General features: G+C 62.5%; 13 protein-coding genes. 10 read left to right on the top strand and 3 right to left on the bottom strand.

The features are described 5' to 3' along the window. Positions 1-65 precede the first annotated feature (65 nt). The 9 genes from FFM81_RS23665 to FFM81_RS23625 all read left to right on the top strand — a co-directional run bounded on the left by FFM81_RS23665 (position 66) and on the right by FFM81_RS23625 (position 11,464). The gene (locus tag FFM81_RS23665; protein WP_025417680.1) at positions 66-1,094 is read left to right on the top strand and encodes a substrate-binding domain-containing protein; all 1,029 of its coding nucleotides are present in this window, start codon (positions 66-68) and stop codon (positions 1,092-1,094) included. A 70-nt stretch (positions 1,095-1,164) separates the two neighbouring features. Beyond that, entirely contained in the window at positions 1,165-2,697 is a 1,533-nt protein-coding gene (locus FFM81_RS23660) for a sugar ABC transporter ATP-binding protein (RefSeq protein WP_025417681.1), read from the top strand. 25 nt (positions 2,698-2,722) lie between these two features. After that, on the top strand, positions 2,723-3,715 hold the full coding sequence (locus tag FFM81_RS23655; RefSeq protein ID WP_025417682.1) for an ABC transporter permease: 993 nt from the start codon (positions 2,723-2,725) through the stop codon (positions 3,713-3,715). 1 nt (position 3,716) lies between these two features. Next, the gene (locus FFM81_RS23650; RefSeq protein ID WP_025417683.1) at positions 3,717-4,721 is read left to right on the top strand and encodes a sugar-binding transcriptional regulator; all 1,005 of its coding nucleotides are present in this window, start codon (positions 3,717-3,719) and stop codon (positions 4,719-4,721) included. After that, on the top strand, positions 4,718-5,710 hold the full coding sequence (locus FFM81_RS23645; protein ID WP_025417684.1) for an aldo/keto reductase: 993 nt from the start codon (positions 4,718-4,720) through the stop codon (positions 5,708-5,710). Before FFM81_RS23650 ends, FFM81_RS23645 begins: the two co-directional genes overlap by 4 nt. 12 nt (positions 5,711-5,722) lie before the next feature. Beyond that, positions 5,723-7,465 carry a glycerol-3-phosphate dehydrogenase/oxidase gene (locus FFM81_RS23640; protein ID WP_138384466.1) on the top strand — a complete coding sequence of 581 codons (1,743 nt, stop codon included), beginning with the start codon at positions 5,723-5,725 and terminating at the stop codon, positions 7,463-7,465. Then, positions 7,438-8,280 (top strand): class I fructose-bisphosphate aldolase, encoded by an 843-nt coding sequence (locus FFM81_RS23635; RefSeq protein ID WP_041686575.1) that lies wholly within the window; start codon positions 7,438-7,440, stop codon positions 8,278-8,280. The genes FFM81_RS23640 and FFM81_RS23635 overlap by 28 nt, the downstream gene beginning before the upstream one ends. 32 nt (positions 8,281-8,312) lie before the next feature. Next, complete coding sequence (locus FFM81_RS23630; protein WP_025417687.1) at positions 8,313-9,842, top strand: FGGY-family carbohydrate kinase; 1,530 nt, start codon at positions 8,313-8,315, stop codon at positions 9,840-9,842. A gap of 2 nt (positions 9,843-9,844) precedes the next feature. Beyond that, positions 9,845-11,464, top strand: coding sequence for a GMC family oxidoreductase (locus FFM81_RS23625; RefSeq protein WP_138384467.1), 1,620 nt, complete (start codon positions 9,845-9,847; stop codon positions 11,462-11,464). Between the two features lie 161 nt (positions 11,465-11,625). Here FFM81_RS23625 and FFM81_RS23620 read toward each other — a convergent pair whose 3' ends face one another. Then, on the bottom strand, positions 11,626-11,829 hold the full coding sequence (locus tag FFM81_RS23620) for a cold-shock protein (RefSeq protein WP_003572688.1): 204 nt from the start codon (positions 11,827-11,829) through the stop codon (positions 11,626-11,628). Between the two features lie 394 nt (positions 11,830-12,223). On the opposite strand from FFM81_RS23620, the gene FFM81_RS23615 reads away from it, so the two are divergent. Continuing rightward, the gene (locus tag FFM81_RS23615; protein ID WP_172644323.1) at positions 12,224-13,336 is read left to right on the top strand and encodes a hypothetical protein; all 1,113 of its coding nucleotides are present in this window, start codon (positions 12,224-12,226) and stop codon (positions 13,334-13,336) included. 73 nt (positions 13,337-13,409) lie between these two features. On the opposite strand, the gene FFM81_RS23610 is transcribed toward FFM81_RS23615, so the two are convergent. After that, the gene (locus FFM81_RS23610; protein WP_025417690.1) at positions 13,410-14,018 is read right to left on the bottom strand and encodes a class I SAM-dependent DNA methyltransferase; all 609 of its coding nucleotides are present in this window, start codon (positions 14,016-14,018) and stop codon (positions 13,410-13,412) included. Between the two features lie 123 nt (positions 14,019-14,141). Beyond that, positions 14,142-17,015 carry a helix-turn-helix transcriptional regulator gene (locus FFM81_RS23605; protein ID WP_025417691.1) on the bottom strand — a complete coding sequence of 958 codons (2,874 nt, stop codon included), beginning with the start codon at positions 17,013-17,015 and terminating at the stop codon, positions 14,142-14,144. Between the last annotated feature and the right edge of the window lie 113 nt (positions 17,016-17,128).

Here is a 17,128-nt window from a genome sequence, read left to right as displayed (position 1 = left end):
GATCATCGGCAGCCGCTCGGACGCCGCCGGAAATTTGGGAGGGGCTTCGGCCTCGAGGAGGAAACTTGCGCAGATTTTTAAGCACGACCGCATTGGCGGTCCTCGCATCGACTCTATTTGCCGGCGCAGCCAGCGCGGGCGCGGAAAATCCGTTCCGCTGCAAACCCGGTGAAAAATACGTGATGAACGTCATGGTCTCGGGCGTCGAATATTGGTTTCCGGTCTATGAAATGTTCAAGCAGGCCGGCCAGCAGCTGGGTTGCGAGACAGCTTATACCGGCACCCCGGAATATGACGTCAACAAGCAGATCGCCACCTTCGACCAGGCGCTGGCCCAGAACCCGGCCGGTATTCTCGTACATCCGATGAACTCCGACCCGTTCATCGAGCCGATCAACCGCGCGATCGACCAGGGCACGGCGGTCGTCACCTTCGCAGCCGATGCGCCGCTTTCCAAGCGCATCTCGTTCATCACCTCGGACAATACCCGCGAAGGCACCTATGCCGCCGACGCGATTGCCGAAAAGATGGGTGGCAAGGGCGAGTATGCCGTTCTGGAAAATCCCGGCCAGGACAACCACGACAAGCGTATCGCCGCCTTCATCGCTCGTATGGACGAAAAATATCCGGATATGAAGCTGGTCGGCCGCGCTGCGTCCAACCAGGACCCCAACAAGGCCTATCAGGGCCTGATGAGCCTGGTGCAGGCCCATCCGAACCTTGGCGCCGTCTTCATGCCGGAAGCGAACTCGGCAATCGGCGCTTCGCAGGCCAACAAGGAAAGCGGCGGCAAGATCCTGGTGATGTGCGCCGACGTCAACGCCAACATCCTCGACATGATCAAGGCGGGCGAAGTGTTCGGCTCGATCAACCCGAACCAGGGCATGCAGGGTTACATGGGCTTCATGCTGCTGTGGCTGGCCAAGCATCCGGAACTCATCGACCCGATGAACGACGCCAAGCGCGCCAGCTTCAACCCGATGAGCATTCCGTTCGTCGACAACGGCCTTTCGATCGTCACGGCTGACAATGCCGACGACTTTTACTGGGACAAGTATCTGAAGCGGCGCGGCACCAAAGGCATCGAGGAGTAAGCCTTTGTGCCGGCTGTCCGGGGGCAGGAAACTCCGGACAGCCACCGCAGGCCATGAGGAGGAGACGATGATGGCGTCGGTGCCGGTTCTGGAAATCCGCAATGTCAGCAAGCACTTCGGCGCGGTGAAGGCGTTGACGGAAGTGAGCTTCAGCCTGGAAAGAGGCGAGGTTCACGCGCTTTGCGGCGAAAACGGCGCGGGCAAGTCGACGCTGATGAACATCATCGCCGGCGTGCTGCAGCCGACCGAGGGCGACATTCTCGTCGACGGCGCGCCGGTCAAAGTGACGTCGCCGGCCATGGCGCAATCGCTCGGGCTTGGCCTCGTGCATCAGGAAATCGCGCTCTGCCCCGATGCATCGGTTGCCGAAAACATGTTCATGGCCGCGACCAACCGCCGCCGCTTGCCTTTCATGAATTACGGCAGGCTTGAGCGGGATGCGCAGGTCGTGATGAACCGTCTGGCGCCGATCGATGTCCGCCGCAAAGTCGGCGACCTGTCGATATCAAGCCAGCAGCTTGTCGAGATCGCCAAGGCGCTGACGCTCGATTGCCGGGTGCTGATCTTCGACGAACCGACGGCGGCGCTGACGGAATCGGAGGCGCAGATCCTGTTCGGCATCATCCGCGACCTCAAGGCGCAGGGTATTTCGATTATCTATATCAGCCACCGCATGGCCGAAATCTTCAGCCTGTGCGACCGGGTCACCGTGTTCCGCGATGGGCGCTATGTCTCGACGGAGAAGGTGACGGACTTGACGCCGGATGACGTGGTGCGTCGCATGGTCGGACGCGAAATCACCCAGCTCTACCCGGAAAAGCAGGTGCCCGGAGAGCGGAGCGACGAGCGCATTCTGAGCGTGCGCCATCTCGGCGACGGCAGCCGCTTCGCCGATGTCAGTTTCGACCTGCGCAAAGGCGAAATTCTGGGCGTCGGCGGGCTGATCGGCTCTGGCCGCACCGAGATCGCCGAAGGCATTTGCGGATTGCGGCCGGTGCTCGCCGGCGAGGTGCAACTGCATGGACAGCGGCTGCGGACGCGCTCCTATGCGCAGGCCGCGCAGGCGGGTGTCGTCTACCTGTCGGAAGACCGGAAAGGCTCCGGCATATTCCTCGATCTTTCCATCGCCCAGAATATCGCCGTTCTCGATCTGAAATCGCTGACCGGGCCGCTGGGGCTGCTGAATTCCAAGGCCGAGGCGGATCGTGCCCGGGATCTGGTCCGGCGGCTCGGCGTGCGGATGGGAGGCATTGACATGTCGGTCTCGTCGCTGTCGGGCGGAAACCAGCAGAAAGTGGCGATCGCCAAGCAGCTGGCGGTCAATCCCAAGGTCATTCTGATGGACGAGCCGACCCGCGGCATCGATGTCGGCGCCAAATCGGAAATCCACCGGTTGCTGCGCGACCTCGCGCGCTCGGGCATCGGCATCGTCGTCATCTCGTCGGAACTGCCGGAGCTTCTCGGCCTGTGCGACCGGGTGCTGGTCATCCATGAAGGCACGGTTGCCGGCGAGGTCGGGGGCGAGGCGATGACGGAAGAAGCGATCATGCGGCTCGCATCGGGTATCGACGGTCACGCAGGGGCATCCGAGCATGCCGCATAACGAAAACACAAGGGGAAACAAGGTCATGGCGGACGCTACGTTGGCAAGGGCACATCAGGCGCGTGCGCCCGGCTGGAAGCGGCTGGGGACGATGCGCGAGGCCGGACTGATTGCGATCATCCTGGCGCTCTGCATCGTCATGAGCTTTGCCTCGCCGCATTTTCTGACGCTCGGCAATTTCCGGGCGATGCTGATGTCGTTCTCGGTGGAAGGTATCGTCGTCGTCGGCATGGCCATCCTGTTGATCGTCGGCGGCATCGACCTATCGGTCGGCTCGGTCGTCTGCTTCTCGATGGTGCTGTCGGGTTCGCTGTTCCTGCTGGGGCTTGATCCATGGAGCGCATCCCTGATCGGGATCCTTGCCAGCGGCATGATCGGCTGCGTCATGGGCTTCTTCGTCACGGTTGTCGGGCTCAACCACTTCATCACCTCGCTTGCGGCGATGGTGATCGTGCGCGGCATCTGCCTGATCATCACCAAGGGCACGCCGCTGTCGCTGTTTACCTTGCCGCCCTCGTTCAAAGCGGTCGGGCAGGGCACGTTCTCCGGCATCCCCTATGTGATCCTGATCTTCGTTGCGGTCGTCGTGCTGTTCGATTTCCTGCTGCGCCGGGCAACCGCCTTCCGCAAGGTGTTCTACACCGGCAGCAACGAGAAGGCGGCGCTCTATTCCGGCATCAAGACCAATCAGGTGAAATTCTGGGTGACGGTGCTCTGCGCCACGCTGTCCGGTGTGGCCGGGGTGATCTACATGTCCCGCTTCGGCGCCGCGACCCCGACCTTCGGCGTCGGCATGGAGCTCAACATCATCGCCGCCGCGGTGATCGGCGGTGCGTCGCTGAATGGCGGCTCCGGCACGATCCTCGGGGCTATTCTCGGTATTGCCCTGCTGTCGGTCGTCACGAGCTCATTGATCTTGCTCGACGTGTCCGTCTATTGGCAAGACATGACCAAAGGCTGCATTCTGCTGGCCGCCGTCTCGGTCGACCATTTCCTGCACAAGCGGAAGGCTGCCTGATATGCCGATAGCCAAACTCAAACCCGCAAACGCGCCGCGCGAGGAAATCGTCATCGCCCGGCAGATGCACCAGGCGCTGGTCCTGCATTTTCTCGAAGGGCTGACACAGGCGCAGATCGCCGATCAGCTCGGCATCTCGCACGCGACCGTCAACCGCCTGATCAAGCGCGGCCGCCAGCTCGGCCTGGTCGAGATCAAGATCAAGTCGCCGGTCGAGCCGCTGGTCGATATGGAAGAACAGCTGCTAGCGCTTGGCGGCATCGGCCGCGCCGTGGTGGTGCCGACAGTCTCCGACAATCCGCAGACGGCGCTGCAAGCCGTCGGCGAGGCGGCGGCGCGGTTGCTGCTGGAAGAGATCGTCGACGGCGATACGATCTGCATCACCGGCGGCAAAGGGGTGAGCGCCGTCGTCGCCGGTCTGCAGCCGCCGCGTCTTTTCGATGTCGAGGTCATTCCAGCGACCGGCTGCGTGCAGGGCAAACACTATACCGACGTCAACCATGTCTCGACCTTGATGGCCGACCGGCTTGGCGGGCGTTCTTACCAGATCCACGCGCCGCTCTTTGCCGACGATGCCGAGCAGCGGGCGATGCTGATCAACATGCGTTCCGTCGCAGACGTTTTCAAACGGGCGCGCGAGGCGAAGGTGGCCGTGGTCGGCATTGGCTCGATCCTCTCGGACGATTCCAGCTATTACGACCTGCATCCCTCCTCGAGCACCGACCGCTCCGCGATCGAGCGGTCCGGCGCCTCCTGCGAATTGCTGGCGCACCTGCTCGATGATCACGGCCAGGTCTGCGACTACAGCCTCAATCGTTCACTGGTGTCGTTGACGCTGCCGGAATTTGCCTCGATCCCGACGAAGATCGGTGTCGCCAGCGGGCCGAACAAGGCAGGCCCGATCCTCAGCGTTCTCAGAGGCAATCATTTGGATACGCTGGTGACCGACGAGGCGACGGGCGCGCGGGTGCTGGCACTGGCGAATGGCGAAGGAAAATGGGCATGAGCGGACCGCAATTGACACGTGAGATCGGCAAATCCGGCGTTTCCGCCTCGGCGGTCGGGCTGGGCACCTGGGCGATCGGCGGCTGGATGTGGGGCGGGACCGACGAAAAAGAATCCATCGCCGCCATCCAGGCATCGCTCGATGCCGGCGTGACGCTGATCGACACGGCACCGGCCTATGGACTTGGACGTTCCGAGGAAATCGTCGGCAAGGCGTTGGCCGGTCGCCGCGACAAGGCTGTCATCGCCACCAAATGTGGGCTTGTCTGGCATACGCAGAAAGGCCGCCATTTCTTCGATCAGGACGGCAAACCGGTCCACCGCTATCTCGGCCGCGATGCGATCCTGCATGAGGTCGAGGAAAGCCTCAAGCGGCTCGGAACCGACTATATCGACCTCTACATCACCCATTGGCAGGACCCGACGACCCCGGTCGAGGAAACGATGCGGGCGTTGGAATATCTGCGCACATCGGGCAAGATCCGGGCGATCGGAGCAAGCAATGTCAGCCGCGACGATCTCAATGCCTATATCGCCGCCGGCGGTCTCGATGCGATCCAGGAGCGGTTCAGCATGATCGACCGTGAGATCGAGGCGGAGCTTTTGCCCCTGACCAGGGCCAACGGCATAGCGACACTGAGCTATTCGTCGCTGGCGCTGGGCTTGCTGTCCGGCACCATCGGGCCGGACCGCGTGTTTTCCGGCGACGACCAGCGCAAGGACAATCCGCGCTTTTCGGTCGAAAACCGCCGGAAGGCAATGGCGCTGGCTGACGCCATCAGGCCGGTCGCCGAAAAACACGGCGCCAGCATTGCCCAGACCGTGATTGCCTGGACGCTGGCCCAGCCTGGCGTGACCTTTGCACTCTGCGGGGCGCGCAATCCGGCACAAGCAATCGACAATGCCCGGGCCGGGACCATCCGGCTGGACGCGGTCGATCATGCGACCATCGATGCGGCCATCGCGGCGAAACTGACTGAGATGAGATAGCGGATCGCCATCATGAAACGTGAAGAAATGCTGGACGGGCTTCGCCGGAGCCCGAAGGTGGACGTGTGTATCATCGGCGGCGGCATCAACGGCATCAGCGTCTTTCGGGAGCTGGCGCTGCAGGGGTTGAATGTGCTGCTCGTCGAAAAGCACGACTATTGCTCCGGTGCCAGTTCGGCGCTGTCGCGCATGGTGCATGGCGGGCTTCGCTATCTTGAAAACGGCGAATTCAAGCTGGTGCAGGAATCGCTGGTCGAGCGCGACCGGCTGCTGCGCAACGCGCCGCATTACGTCGCGCCGCTGCCGACGACGGTGCCGGTCTTCGATATCTTTTCCGGCCTCGGCAATGGCATCGTCCGCTTCCTCGGCCTCAGCCGCCGCCCGAGCCGCCGCGGCGCTGTCGCCATTAAGGCGGGGCTGAGCATCTACGATTTTCTGACGCGCAAGCGAGCGCTGATGCCGCGCCACCAGTTTCGCGGCCGGCGCACGACGCTTGCCAAGTGGCCGGCGCTCAATCCCGCCATCAAGAGTTCCGCCACCTATTTCGATGCCTGGGTCAGTCATCCGGAGCGGCTGGGCATCGAGCTTCTGCAGGATGGTCTTTTAGCCGGTGCGATTGCGCTGAACTATGCCGAATTGCGGCGTGGGGAAGGTGGCCGGTATCAGGTCGACGACCAGATCGGCGGTGTCTCCGCTGCCGTCGAACCGGCGCTGATCATTAATGCCACCGGCGGCTGGATCGACGTCGCCAATCAAATCCTGTTTTCGCCTGAGGCACGGCCGGCGCCTTTGATGGGCGGCACCAAGGGTTCGCATCTGATCATCGACAATGCGGAGCTGCGCGACGCACTTGCCGATCACATGATCTATTACGAGAACGAGGACGGGCGGATCTGCATCCTGTTTCCCTATCTCGGCAAGGTTCTCGTCGGTTCTACCGATATCCGCGTCGATGATCCGGAAACGGTGCGCTGCGAGGCGGACGAGCGGGATTATATCCTGCAATCGCTCGCCTTCGTGCTGCCTGATATCGCCGTCCGGCCGGAGCAAATCGTTTTCCAGTTTTCCGGCGTGCGGCCGCTGCCGGCGAGTGCCGACAGTTTTACCGGACGCATCCCGCGCGATCATTTCTGCACTGTGCTGGAGCTGTCCAAAGATGGGCCGCCTGTGCTCTGCATGATCGGCGGCAAGTGGACGACATTCCGGTCCTTCGGCGAATTGGCAGCCGACATGGCGCTGGAAAGGCTGGGCAGGCGGCGCCACGTTGCGACAACTGATCGGCCAATCGGCGGCGGCCGGGCCTTTCCCGTCAACATCCCCGTCTGGCTTGCGCAGGCGGCAACCGGCAAGGGGCTATCCGGCGGGCGCATGGCGGAGCTGTTTGCCCGGTACGGCACGGACGCCGAGGGAATTGCAGATTTCATCGCGGCAGGCTCGGATGCAGCCCTGCCACACGCCGGCTACTCCACGCGCGAATTGCAGTTCCTGATCCGCGATGAAGCGGTGGAACATCTCGACGACCTGCTTTTGCGGCGCGCCACGCTCGCCGTTTCGGGTGAGCTTTCGCTCGACATGATGGATGCCGCGCTCGACCTGCTGACGCAGGAAAAGCACTGGACGCCGGCGCATCGCACCAGGGAACGCGACCGTTTTCTCAGCCTTCTCAACGAACGCCACGGCGTCGACGAAGACATGCTTTCCGCAAGGAACGAACCAAGGAGCACAGAATGCGAAACAACAGCAAAGTCCGGATGAACCGGCTGTTCGGCCGCGGCCGCTGCCTCGACGTGGCGATCGACCACGGCGTCTGCAACGAGCCATCCTTCCTCGACGGGCTGGAGGACATTCAAGCGGTCGTCACGGCCCTGGTCTCCGCCGGGCCAGATGCGATCCAGATGAATTACGGCCAGGCGGATCTGCTGCAGGAGGTGCCCGGCAGGGACAAACCGGCGCTGGTCATGCGCATCGACATGGGCAATCCCTATAACCGAATACGCCACCGCGACATGTGGGCGGTGCTGCAGAACCAGGCCGAGCCGTTGATCGGGGCGCTCGAGATGGATGCGGCTTGCGTCGTCGTCAACCTGTTCATGTTGCCGGACGAGCCGGACCTGTTTCGCCAGTGCGTTGAGAATATTTCCCGCGTGCGGGCCGATTGCGACAAATATGGCATGCCGCTGATGATCGAGCCGCTGGTGATGCAGCCGGTCACCGAAAAGGGCGGTTACATGGTCGATGGTGATGCCGACAAGATCGTGACGTTGACGCGGCTCGCCCGCGAGATGGGGGCCGATATCGTCAAGGCGGATCCGACTACCAATGCCGAGGATTTCCACAGGGTGGTGGAAGCAGCCCGGTGCCCAGTTCTCGTGCGCGGTGGCGGCAAGGAGGATCTTCGCGTCGTCTTCGACAAATCGGCGGCCTTGATGCGGCAGGGTGCCCTGGGCATGGTCTATGGGCGCAACATCTATCAGCACGCCAATCCGAGTGCCGTGGTGCGCGGGCTGATGGCGATCGTGCACGAGGACGCGAGCGGCGAACAGGCCTTTGCGCTCTATCAGCAGGGCTGAGCAGCGATTTCGAACCTTCGGAGGGGTTCTGCATGGGAGACTATCTTTTGGGGCTCGATGCCGGAAATACCGTCATCAAGGCGGTGATTTTCGACCGACAGGGCAACGAGATTGCGGCTGCGTCCGAGGAGGGGCATAGCCGCATGCCGAACCCGGGGCATGTCGAGCGGGGGCTGGATGAACTCTGGACGAATGCCCGGCAGGTCATCCGCGCCTGCATCGAAAAGGCAAAGATCCGGCCGGAGGAAATCGCCGCAATCGGTTGCGCCGGACATGGCAACGGTCTCTATGCACTTGATCGCGACGGCGCTCCGCTCATCGGCATCCAGTCGCTCGACACGCGGGCGGCCGGGCTGGTCGATGAGTGGCGGGAGGCCAGCGTTGGCGATCGGACCTATCCGATTGCCCGCCAGCGTCCGTGGCCGTCCCAGACGCCGACATTGCTTGCCTGGCTTAAGCGTCGCCGGCCGGACCTGTTCAGCCGCATCGGTACGGTGTTCTTCTCCAAGGATTTTATCGTCAATCGCCTGACCGGCCGCCGCGTCAGCGAGGTGTCCGACATGTCGGGGGCAGGCTTGCTCGATCTTGCCGCGCGCCGCTACGACAAGGCGCTGATGGAGGCCTATGGACTGGCCGATTGCATGGACCTCCTGCCGCCGCTCATCGAAAGCGCCGACATCGCCGGCAGGGTCACGGAAGAGGTGGCGACGCAAACCGGTCTCGCTGCCGGTACGCCGGTGGTCGGCGGGCTTTTCGACGTCGTCGCCTCGGCGCTGGGATCTGGTGTTTCGCGCACCGGCAGCGCCTCGATCATTGCCGGCACCTGGAGCATCAACCAGGTCATCATTGAGGGTCCCGACCTCGACGGACCGGTTTTCATGTCATCCACTTTCGATCGCACCCGCTACATGGCGATGGAAAACAGCGCCACCTCGGCTGCCAATCTCGAATGGCTGGTGCGGGAGTTCTTCGAAGGCGAACATCGGGACGGTGTTTCGCCCTTCGATGCCTGCTGCGCGCTGGCGGCGGCGATCACGCCCGCGGCAGACGACCCGCTCTATCATCCCTATCTCTACGGCGCCCAGCAGGACGGCCACGCACGCGCCGGGTTCTACGGTCTTGCCGGCTGGCACAGCAAGGGGCATCTCGTCCGCGCGCTTCTCGAAGGCGTCGCCTTCGGTCACCGCCAGCACATCGAGACGATGCGAAAAGCCGGCGCTGATTTCAACGAAGCCGTGTTGTCCGGCGGCGGCTCGCGTAGCCTGATCTGGCCGCAGATCTTTGCCGATGTGCTCGGCGTCCCCGTCACTGTTGCCCGGTCGCGCGAAACCGGTGCGCTGGGGGCGGCGATTGCGGCTGGAACCGGCGTCGGCATCTTCGCGGACTTCGGCGCCGGTGCTGCGGCCATGGTCCGGACCGAGCGGCAATATCGTCCGGACGTCTCGCTTGAGGGGCACTATACGCGGCGCTACGCGCTCTATCAGGATATTGCCGAGGCGATGGCGCCGCTCTGGCGGCGTCTGACGGCGGTCTCTCCGGGGGCAGCGGACGGGGTAGCGTGAACATGCGTGTGAATGATGCCGCCATCGATGCGGGAAGCTACGACTATATCATCGTCGGCGCGGGATCGGCGGGATGCGTGCTGGCCAACCGGCTGTCGGCCGATCCGAAAAATCGCGTCCTGCTGCTCGAAGCCGGCGGCAGTGACCGCTATCATTGGGTGCATGTGCCGATCGGCTATCTCTACTGCATGGGCAATCCCCGCACCGACTGGATGATGAAGACGGCGGCGGAAGCCGGGCTGAACGGAAGGTCGCTGCCCTATCCGCGCGGAAAAGTGCTGGGCGGCTGCTCATCGATCAACGGCATGATCTATATGCGCGGCCAGGCGGCCGATTACGACGGCTGGCGGCAGGCGGGCAATGCCGGTTGGGGCTGGGACGATGTGCTACCCTATTTCCTGAAATCCGAGGACAATTACCGCGGCAAGTCGCGGATGCACGGGGCGGGCGGCGAATGGCGGGTGGAAAAACAACGGCTTTCCTGGCCGATCCTCGATGCCTTTCGCGATGCGGCCGAGGAACTCGGCATTCCAAAAACCGACGATTTCAACGATGGCGACAATGAGGGCTCAGGCTATTTCGAGGTCAATCAGCGCGGCGGCCTGCGCTGGAACACGACCAAGGCCTTTCTGCGCCCGGCGATGAAGCGGGCAAATCTGCGTGTGCTGACCGGCGCCGAAACCGAGCGGCTGGATTTCGACGGCAGGATGGTGACCGGCGTGCGGTTCCGTCTGAACGGCCAAAGTCATCTGGCCGGTGCCGGCCGCGAGGTCATTCTGTCCGCCGGTGCGATCAATTCGCCGAAAATCCTCGAGCTTTCCGGGGTTGGTCGGCCGGATGTGTTGTCCGCTGCCGGGCTGGACGTCGCCCATGAACTTCCGGGTGTCGGCGAAAACCTGCAGGACCATCTGCAGATTCGCACGGTTTTCCGCATCGAGGGCGCAAAGACGCTGAACCAGCTCTATCACAACCTGTTCACCCGGGCGGGCATGGGGCTCGAATATGTGCTGCGCCGGTCCGGGCCGCTGTCCATGGCGCCGAGTCAGCTTGGTATCTTTGCCAAGAGCGATCCGGCTGTTGCGACGGCCGATCTCGAATATCACGTGCAGCCCCTGAGCACCGACCGGCTGGGCGAGCCGCTGCACAAATATCCCGCCGTCACCGTCTCCGTCTGCAATCTGCGGCCGGAAAGCCGAGGCACCGTGCATATTCGCCGCCCGGACCTATCCGACGCGCCGGACATCCGCCCGAACTATCTTTCGACCGTCGGCGACAGGATCGTGGCGACGAAATCGATCCGGCATGCCCGCCGGCTGATGGAGGCCGGCGCCATCGCTAAGTACCGGCCGCAGGAGATGCTGCCGGGCCGGCAATACCAAAGCGACGAGGAGCTGATTCATCGCGCCGGTGACATCGCCACAACGATCTTCCATCCGGTCGGCACCTGTAAGATGGGCAGCGACACGATGGCGGTGGTCGATTCGCAATTGCGGGTGCATGGGCTGGCGAAGCTGCGGGTCGTCGATGCCTCGATCATGCCGACGATCGTCTCGGGCAACACCAATTCGCCGGTGATCATGATTGCCGAGAAGGCGGCCGAGACCATTCTATCAGAGGCGTAGACAGCGCCTCCTCGCGTCTGTCTGAGGTGGATGCGTAGAGCAGCCCGGCCGTCTCCGCACCCGAAAACGACACGCACAGACCTCGATAACCGTCGTAACGGCCTATGGCGTCACGAGGGCCCAACCCGCTCAACGCGGGTTGGGCAATCTTCGACTTTGGATCAGAGGGTTGAGACGTTCTCAGCCTTCGATTTTCCGGTCTTGCGATCCTGGCCGACGTCGAAGCTGACCTTGTCGCCTTCGCGGAGCGACCCGCCGCGCTGCAGCGCAGACACGTGCACGAATACGTCCTGTCCGCCATCCTCGGGGGTGATAAAGCCGAAGCCCTTGTCGTCATTGAAGAATTTAACCGTACCTGTCGGCATGAGATAACTATTCCTTGTGTCATTCGTCGATTTGCGAAAGCGAAACTATACCGCCGCTGCTCCTCTATCAACCTTCATAGCGCTGACGCAACTTTAAAGGCAAGGACGGCAACAGTTTCGTCGAGGGTCAATGCGGCATCCGACCACCGATCGCCTGACGATCCGAGGTTTTGATCGCCTCGATGCCGCGTCCGGAGGCATCATATCTCGTGGCGTCCGCGTTATCGACAGAATCAACGCCGGATTGCCGCCCATGCGTGTAGAAAGGGATTGCCGATCGCCTGCAACAGGTTGTAGATCGGGCTTGCACAAAGGGGTTGTGCAAGCCGGTCTGGATGCGCGCTCCGCTCGTTCGCCCGCTGTCTGAAGCTTTACCGGCGCGCTGCGCTATCAAATGAGGGGTCCGACGCCGTTGTCTTCGCTTGCTCTCCCCAGCCGCCCACTGTCATTGGCGCGCAACGTCATCTCCACGCCCAACGCCTACTTCTGGGCAACGCCGATTATCCTGGCAATGGCTGTCTTTCTATTCGTCGCGGAAGCGCCGGGTGTGATCCGTGATTTCCAGATCAGCCAGAACCCTTTGGTGCTCGAAGACGGCGATGTGCAAAACGGGAAATGCACGACACGCAAGGCAGTCTTTACCGACTGCGAGGCACGCCTTGTCTATAGCTTTGGTGGACGAAACTACGACACCGAGGTCGAGGTCATGTTCGTCGATTTTCATACCGGCGACTATGAAACCGATCTTGTGATTTCCGCCGATCATCCAGAACTCGCGACAATGAGCCTGGGCCTCGACATGCTCTGGAACAGGATCATCACCCTCACTCTGTTTGTGGTCCTGCTCGGCGGCATGAGCCTGGGTATGGTTTTTTTCGCTATCCGCATTTGGCGGGTCAAGGGGCAATTGCGCCGGCCCGCCAGGCTGATCCCAGTCCCGGTCGAGATCAGCGCATTCGACCGCAAGCGCGGCGTCCTTTCCATCACCTACAATGACAAGATCGCCAGCGATAAAACGGGGCGATCGGCATACACCCGCATGAAGAGCGGACAGGAGCCTCTGATCGTCGGTGAAGCCAATGGCAAGGCGATCGGAATGGCCGTCAGGCACGGCAATACCGCCCTGCCAGTGCTTCTGGACGATCGTCTGCAGCGGGTCGAGCTGACGGATGCCGAGCGCGCCACGGCTCTCGCACCCCTGGCGCAACAGCAAGGCGGCGATCTGAGTTCGCCGGTGTTGATTGAAGAACCCAAAAGGACGATATCGATCTGGAAGCGGCTGCAGCTTTTCTTCGGTACGTTGCTTCTGATCGCTGTCGGCGTGGTCGGGTTCTGGCTTTGGTACGTCACGAGCTCCCCGACGCAATTCCAATCGCCTGGTATGGACATCAACAATCTCATGCCAGGGCCGTTGAACGAGTGGGGATGCGAACAACTGAAGAAGCGGTTTGGTCAGGATCGCGCGCCGTTTGGTTGCACCGCCGCCGATTACACGAGCTGGAAATAGCGGGCGCTGATCTCTTGATAGGGACGCTTGTTAGCGGCCCCGGCAATCGCGGAGCGCGCGAAAATGCGGCGCGTCAGCCTGGTCGTCGGGCGTAAAAGGTGTGCCACGCTTCATTATTGCGGCTCATGCGGTAGGTGTCCCATTCAAGATCCAGGCCGGCAGCCTTGATGCACAGCGCGAAGTCGTCGCGGCGCCAGTAGGTCATATGGTAGGCGCCGCGCGTCTCCCCGTCTCCATCCCGCATCGTCACCAGGAAGACGCCTCCTGGGCGCAGCGCCGCGGCGATCTTTTCGAGGACCTGGCCGGTCTGGTCGCGAGGCACGTGGATGAGAACGCAGAGAGCAATCACCGCATCGTAAGGGCCGCCGAGGTTGTCGGTGACGACATTGAGGAGCTCGCCTTCCTTGCCGCGCGCCGCCTGCAGCTCGAGAAACCGCTGCGTGGCATCGGTTCGCCTTACCAAAACGCCCTGTGTCTCGAGGAAATCTGCATCCCACCCAGGGCCTGATCCGATCTCAAGGACCCGGCCGCCCTTGCCGGCGGCAATGGCGACCTGACGCAAGGCTGCCTCCAGGCTCGGCGCGGGAAACGGATCAACGATGCGGCTATAGCCATCGGCACAGCCTTCATAGGAATCGATCGTGCATTGGGTATCGGCCAAGCTGGTGGAAGAAATGTGCATTTTGACCTCCGATTGATGAAATCCCGGGCGCCGCACGGGGGCGCCATATCACCATGTTCGACGTAAGGCCGCGAAGGCACATCAGGCAAAATCCCTAGGCAACAAAAGAATGGAATACGATGCCTATGCCGGATCAACCATCCGGAGCCGATGCGCCATGGCGGCCGCGGCACCGCGGCTGGGCACGGCGAGTTTGCTTAAAATGTTGGAGACGTGAACGCTCGCCGTTTTCGACGAGATGAACAGATTATCGGCGATCTCGCGATTGCTTTGTCCGGCGGCGACAAGCCGAAGCACCTCGAATTCCCGATCCGTTAAGCCAAGCGGCGCCTTTGACGTACTGCCGTCTTTCCCGTCTCGCAGATCAATGCGGGCCTTTGCGGCCAGCGTCTCGATCTGATTGCACAGCAGGCGGGCACCGATCGAATGGGCAAGCTCCGCACCTTGCCTGAAATGGCCGGCACCCCTGGCGCGCTTGCCGGCATTCACCGCAGCGCTCCCGGCCTGCAGAAGGGCATATGCCTGCCGGAAGGGCTGGCTCGAATCAGCCCAGTTTTGAGCAGCCGCTTCCCAGGCATCGAGGTCGGAAACCGCGATGCGCGACAACTCGGCCGAGATGCCCAACCTCTCGGCTTCTTCAACGCCGTTGCGGCACGGGGTCCGAACGGCAAGGTCGGCGAATTGTCGAGCGGCATCGTTCTGGTTCGTATCGACAGCAACACGCATGGCCGAGGCCAGCAGCGGCCAGGAGACACCCCTGTGTTTGTCGAAATGGGTCGAGGCGGATCTTATCAGCATCGCAGACAGATCCATGTCGCCCGCCAGCGCGCGGCTTTCGATATCGAATCTCAGAAGATTGGCGGCCATGCGGTTGGCAAGCTGAGGCCCGGGTGGCAGGGCGCGCAAGGAGCTTGCCGCTGCGGCAATACGATCCGAATCCCCCAAGACCAGGGCGATCTCCGCCTGGCATTCGAAAACATGAACCAGCCCCAGCGGCAGCGGATCCAAGGCCGCCATCCGTTCGCATGTCTCGATGGCTTCGGAAACGCGGCCGACGGCGAGCAGGGCGCGGCACAAAGGCGAACCGACGATTGCTCCGATATACCGGGCTTGGCCGAACTCGACGGTCCGCGCAAAGATTGCCGGTCCCACTTCGATGACCTCAGCGTGGGCGCCTGTCTCGAGCAGGGCTTGAAGCAGGGCTGCGCCGGCCAGCACCTCGACACGGCCGATGGAGGCCTTTTCCGCGCGTTTAGCCACGCTCCAGAGGGCACCGACGCGCGAGCTGTCCGAGGCGACACAGGCCGCGACGATCAGCGCCTCGATACGATACTCCTCGTCATCGAGCTTTTCCGACAGCTCCCTCAGTTCGTCGCCCAAGCGCCTGGCGCGGTCGCATTCTCCCCGCAATATCAGCGCGCGGGAAAACTGCCCCAGTCCGTCCGCGCGCAGCCTCGTGGGATCAACCGCATGATCAAGCGCTCGCTCAAGATCGGCGATCTCACCTGGGATAAGCGCGTGCTGACGCATCACCGCGCGCTGCAGAAGAAGCGCTGCCAGCTGTTCCCCATCGCGTTCGGCGTCCACTTCGGCGAGTGCCCGTTCGACAAAAGCCAGTCCCTGTTCCGCTTCCGCCGCCCAGCAGGCGGCATCGGCGGCGAGTTCCAACACCCTGCAGTGACCAGCGCCGGTCAAATCAGCCGCGTTGTCGACCTCAGGCCAGGCCGCCAGTACGAGCTTCAGCATTTCCATCTGGTCTGCATAGGCGAAGGTGGCAGCGGCTTCCGCGGCAGATTGCCAGGCCCACCGCAGGCAAGATTCGGCCTGGCCGGCGCCGCGCCAGTGCCGGGCGAGCGCAACCGAATGCCAGATCCGGTAGCTTGGGAGCGGGCCGCGTTCGAGCACCTCGGCATAGGCGCGATGGATGGCCATTCTTTCGCCGGCGATCAGATCACTCCGCACCGCCTCGTGGATCAGCGCATGGCGGAACGCATATCCGTCACCATCCGGTACCAGGATCCCGGCCAAAATCGCCGGTCGCAGCAATTCGGCCAATTCAAGGTCGGACTTGTTCTTCACGCTGCGAAGCAGCGCATGCGTGATATGCGGGCCGCCAAGCGCCATCACCTTCAACAATTCGGTCGTCGACGCCGGCATCTCCCTGACCGCTTTCAGCAGGTAGTCGTTGAGCGAGCCAGGAAAATCTGTACGCAAGCTTCCGCTCGCATCGATAAGCGCCTCGGTGAAAAGCGGGATCCCGCAGCACCGCGCATGGACCTCATTGATCACGGCGGGTGTCGGCGGGCGCCCGAGCAGCCCCTCGAGTTGGGCGGCGACCTCCGCGCGCTTCAGGCGGGGAAGTTTCAACACCTCGGCACCCTCGGAAAGCGAGAAGTCTGCAATGGTCGTCCGCAGTGCGTTGCTGCCGCTGATTTCTTCGGGTCGGTAGGTGACGATCAGCATCAGCCGAGTTTTCTTCAGCCGCGTTGTGAGGAAACGAAGCAAATCGCAAGTGGCCTGGTCGGCCCAGTGAATGTCCTCGACGACCACGACGAGCGGCATCTCCCGTGCCAGCTCCTCGAACAATTTTCTGAGCGCCTCGAACAGCCGCGCTCTTGCAATGCCGGCATCAAACCTTTCAGAGGTCTCGCCGAATTCGGGAAGAAGCCATGCCAGTTCGCGTGCACCCTCGGCGCCGACCAGCGACCGCGACGAGGGCGCGCCGCGCATCTGAACCAGTTCATGCAGCACGGCGGTGACCGGTGCATAGGGCAGCGCCGCTTCCCGCTGCTCGATGCAGCCGCCTTTCAGGATCAGGGCACGGCCCGACAATCGGCCGGAAAATTCTTCAACCAGCCGGCTCTTGCCGCCGCCTGCTTCCGCTCCGAGAAGAACGGCGCGCTGCCGCCCGCCGGAGACATCCCGGAACGCGGATTCCATCGCATCGAGTTCTGCTGCACGGCCTGAGAACAGAGACCTTCTGAGGGATATCGACACAAAGTCCTCCGATACATGGAATTCGAGATTAGCAGAGATCGAGACATAGTCATCCCAAGTGTCACCAACGTCGGCAGAGGAGCGATGTGTCGATCTGGAAGCGCTGGACGTGG

Source organism: Rhizobium hidalgonense (genome assembly GCF_005862185.2).
In the GTDB taxonomy this organism is placed as follows: domain Bacteria; phylum Pseudomonadota; class Alphaproteobacteria; order Rhizobiales; family Rhizobiaceae; genus Rhizobium; species Rhizobium hidalgonense.
This window is presented reverse-complemented; position numbering and strand designations above follow the sequence as displayed.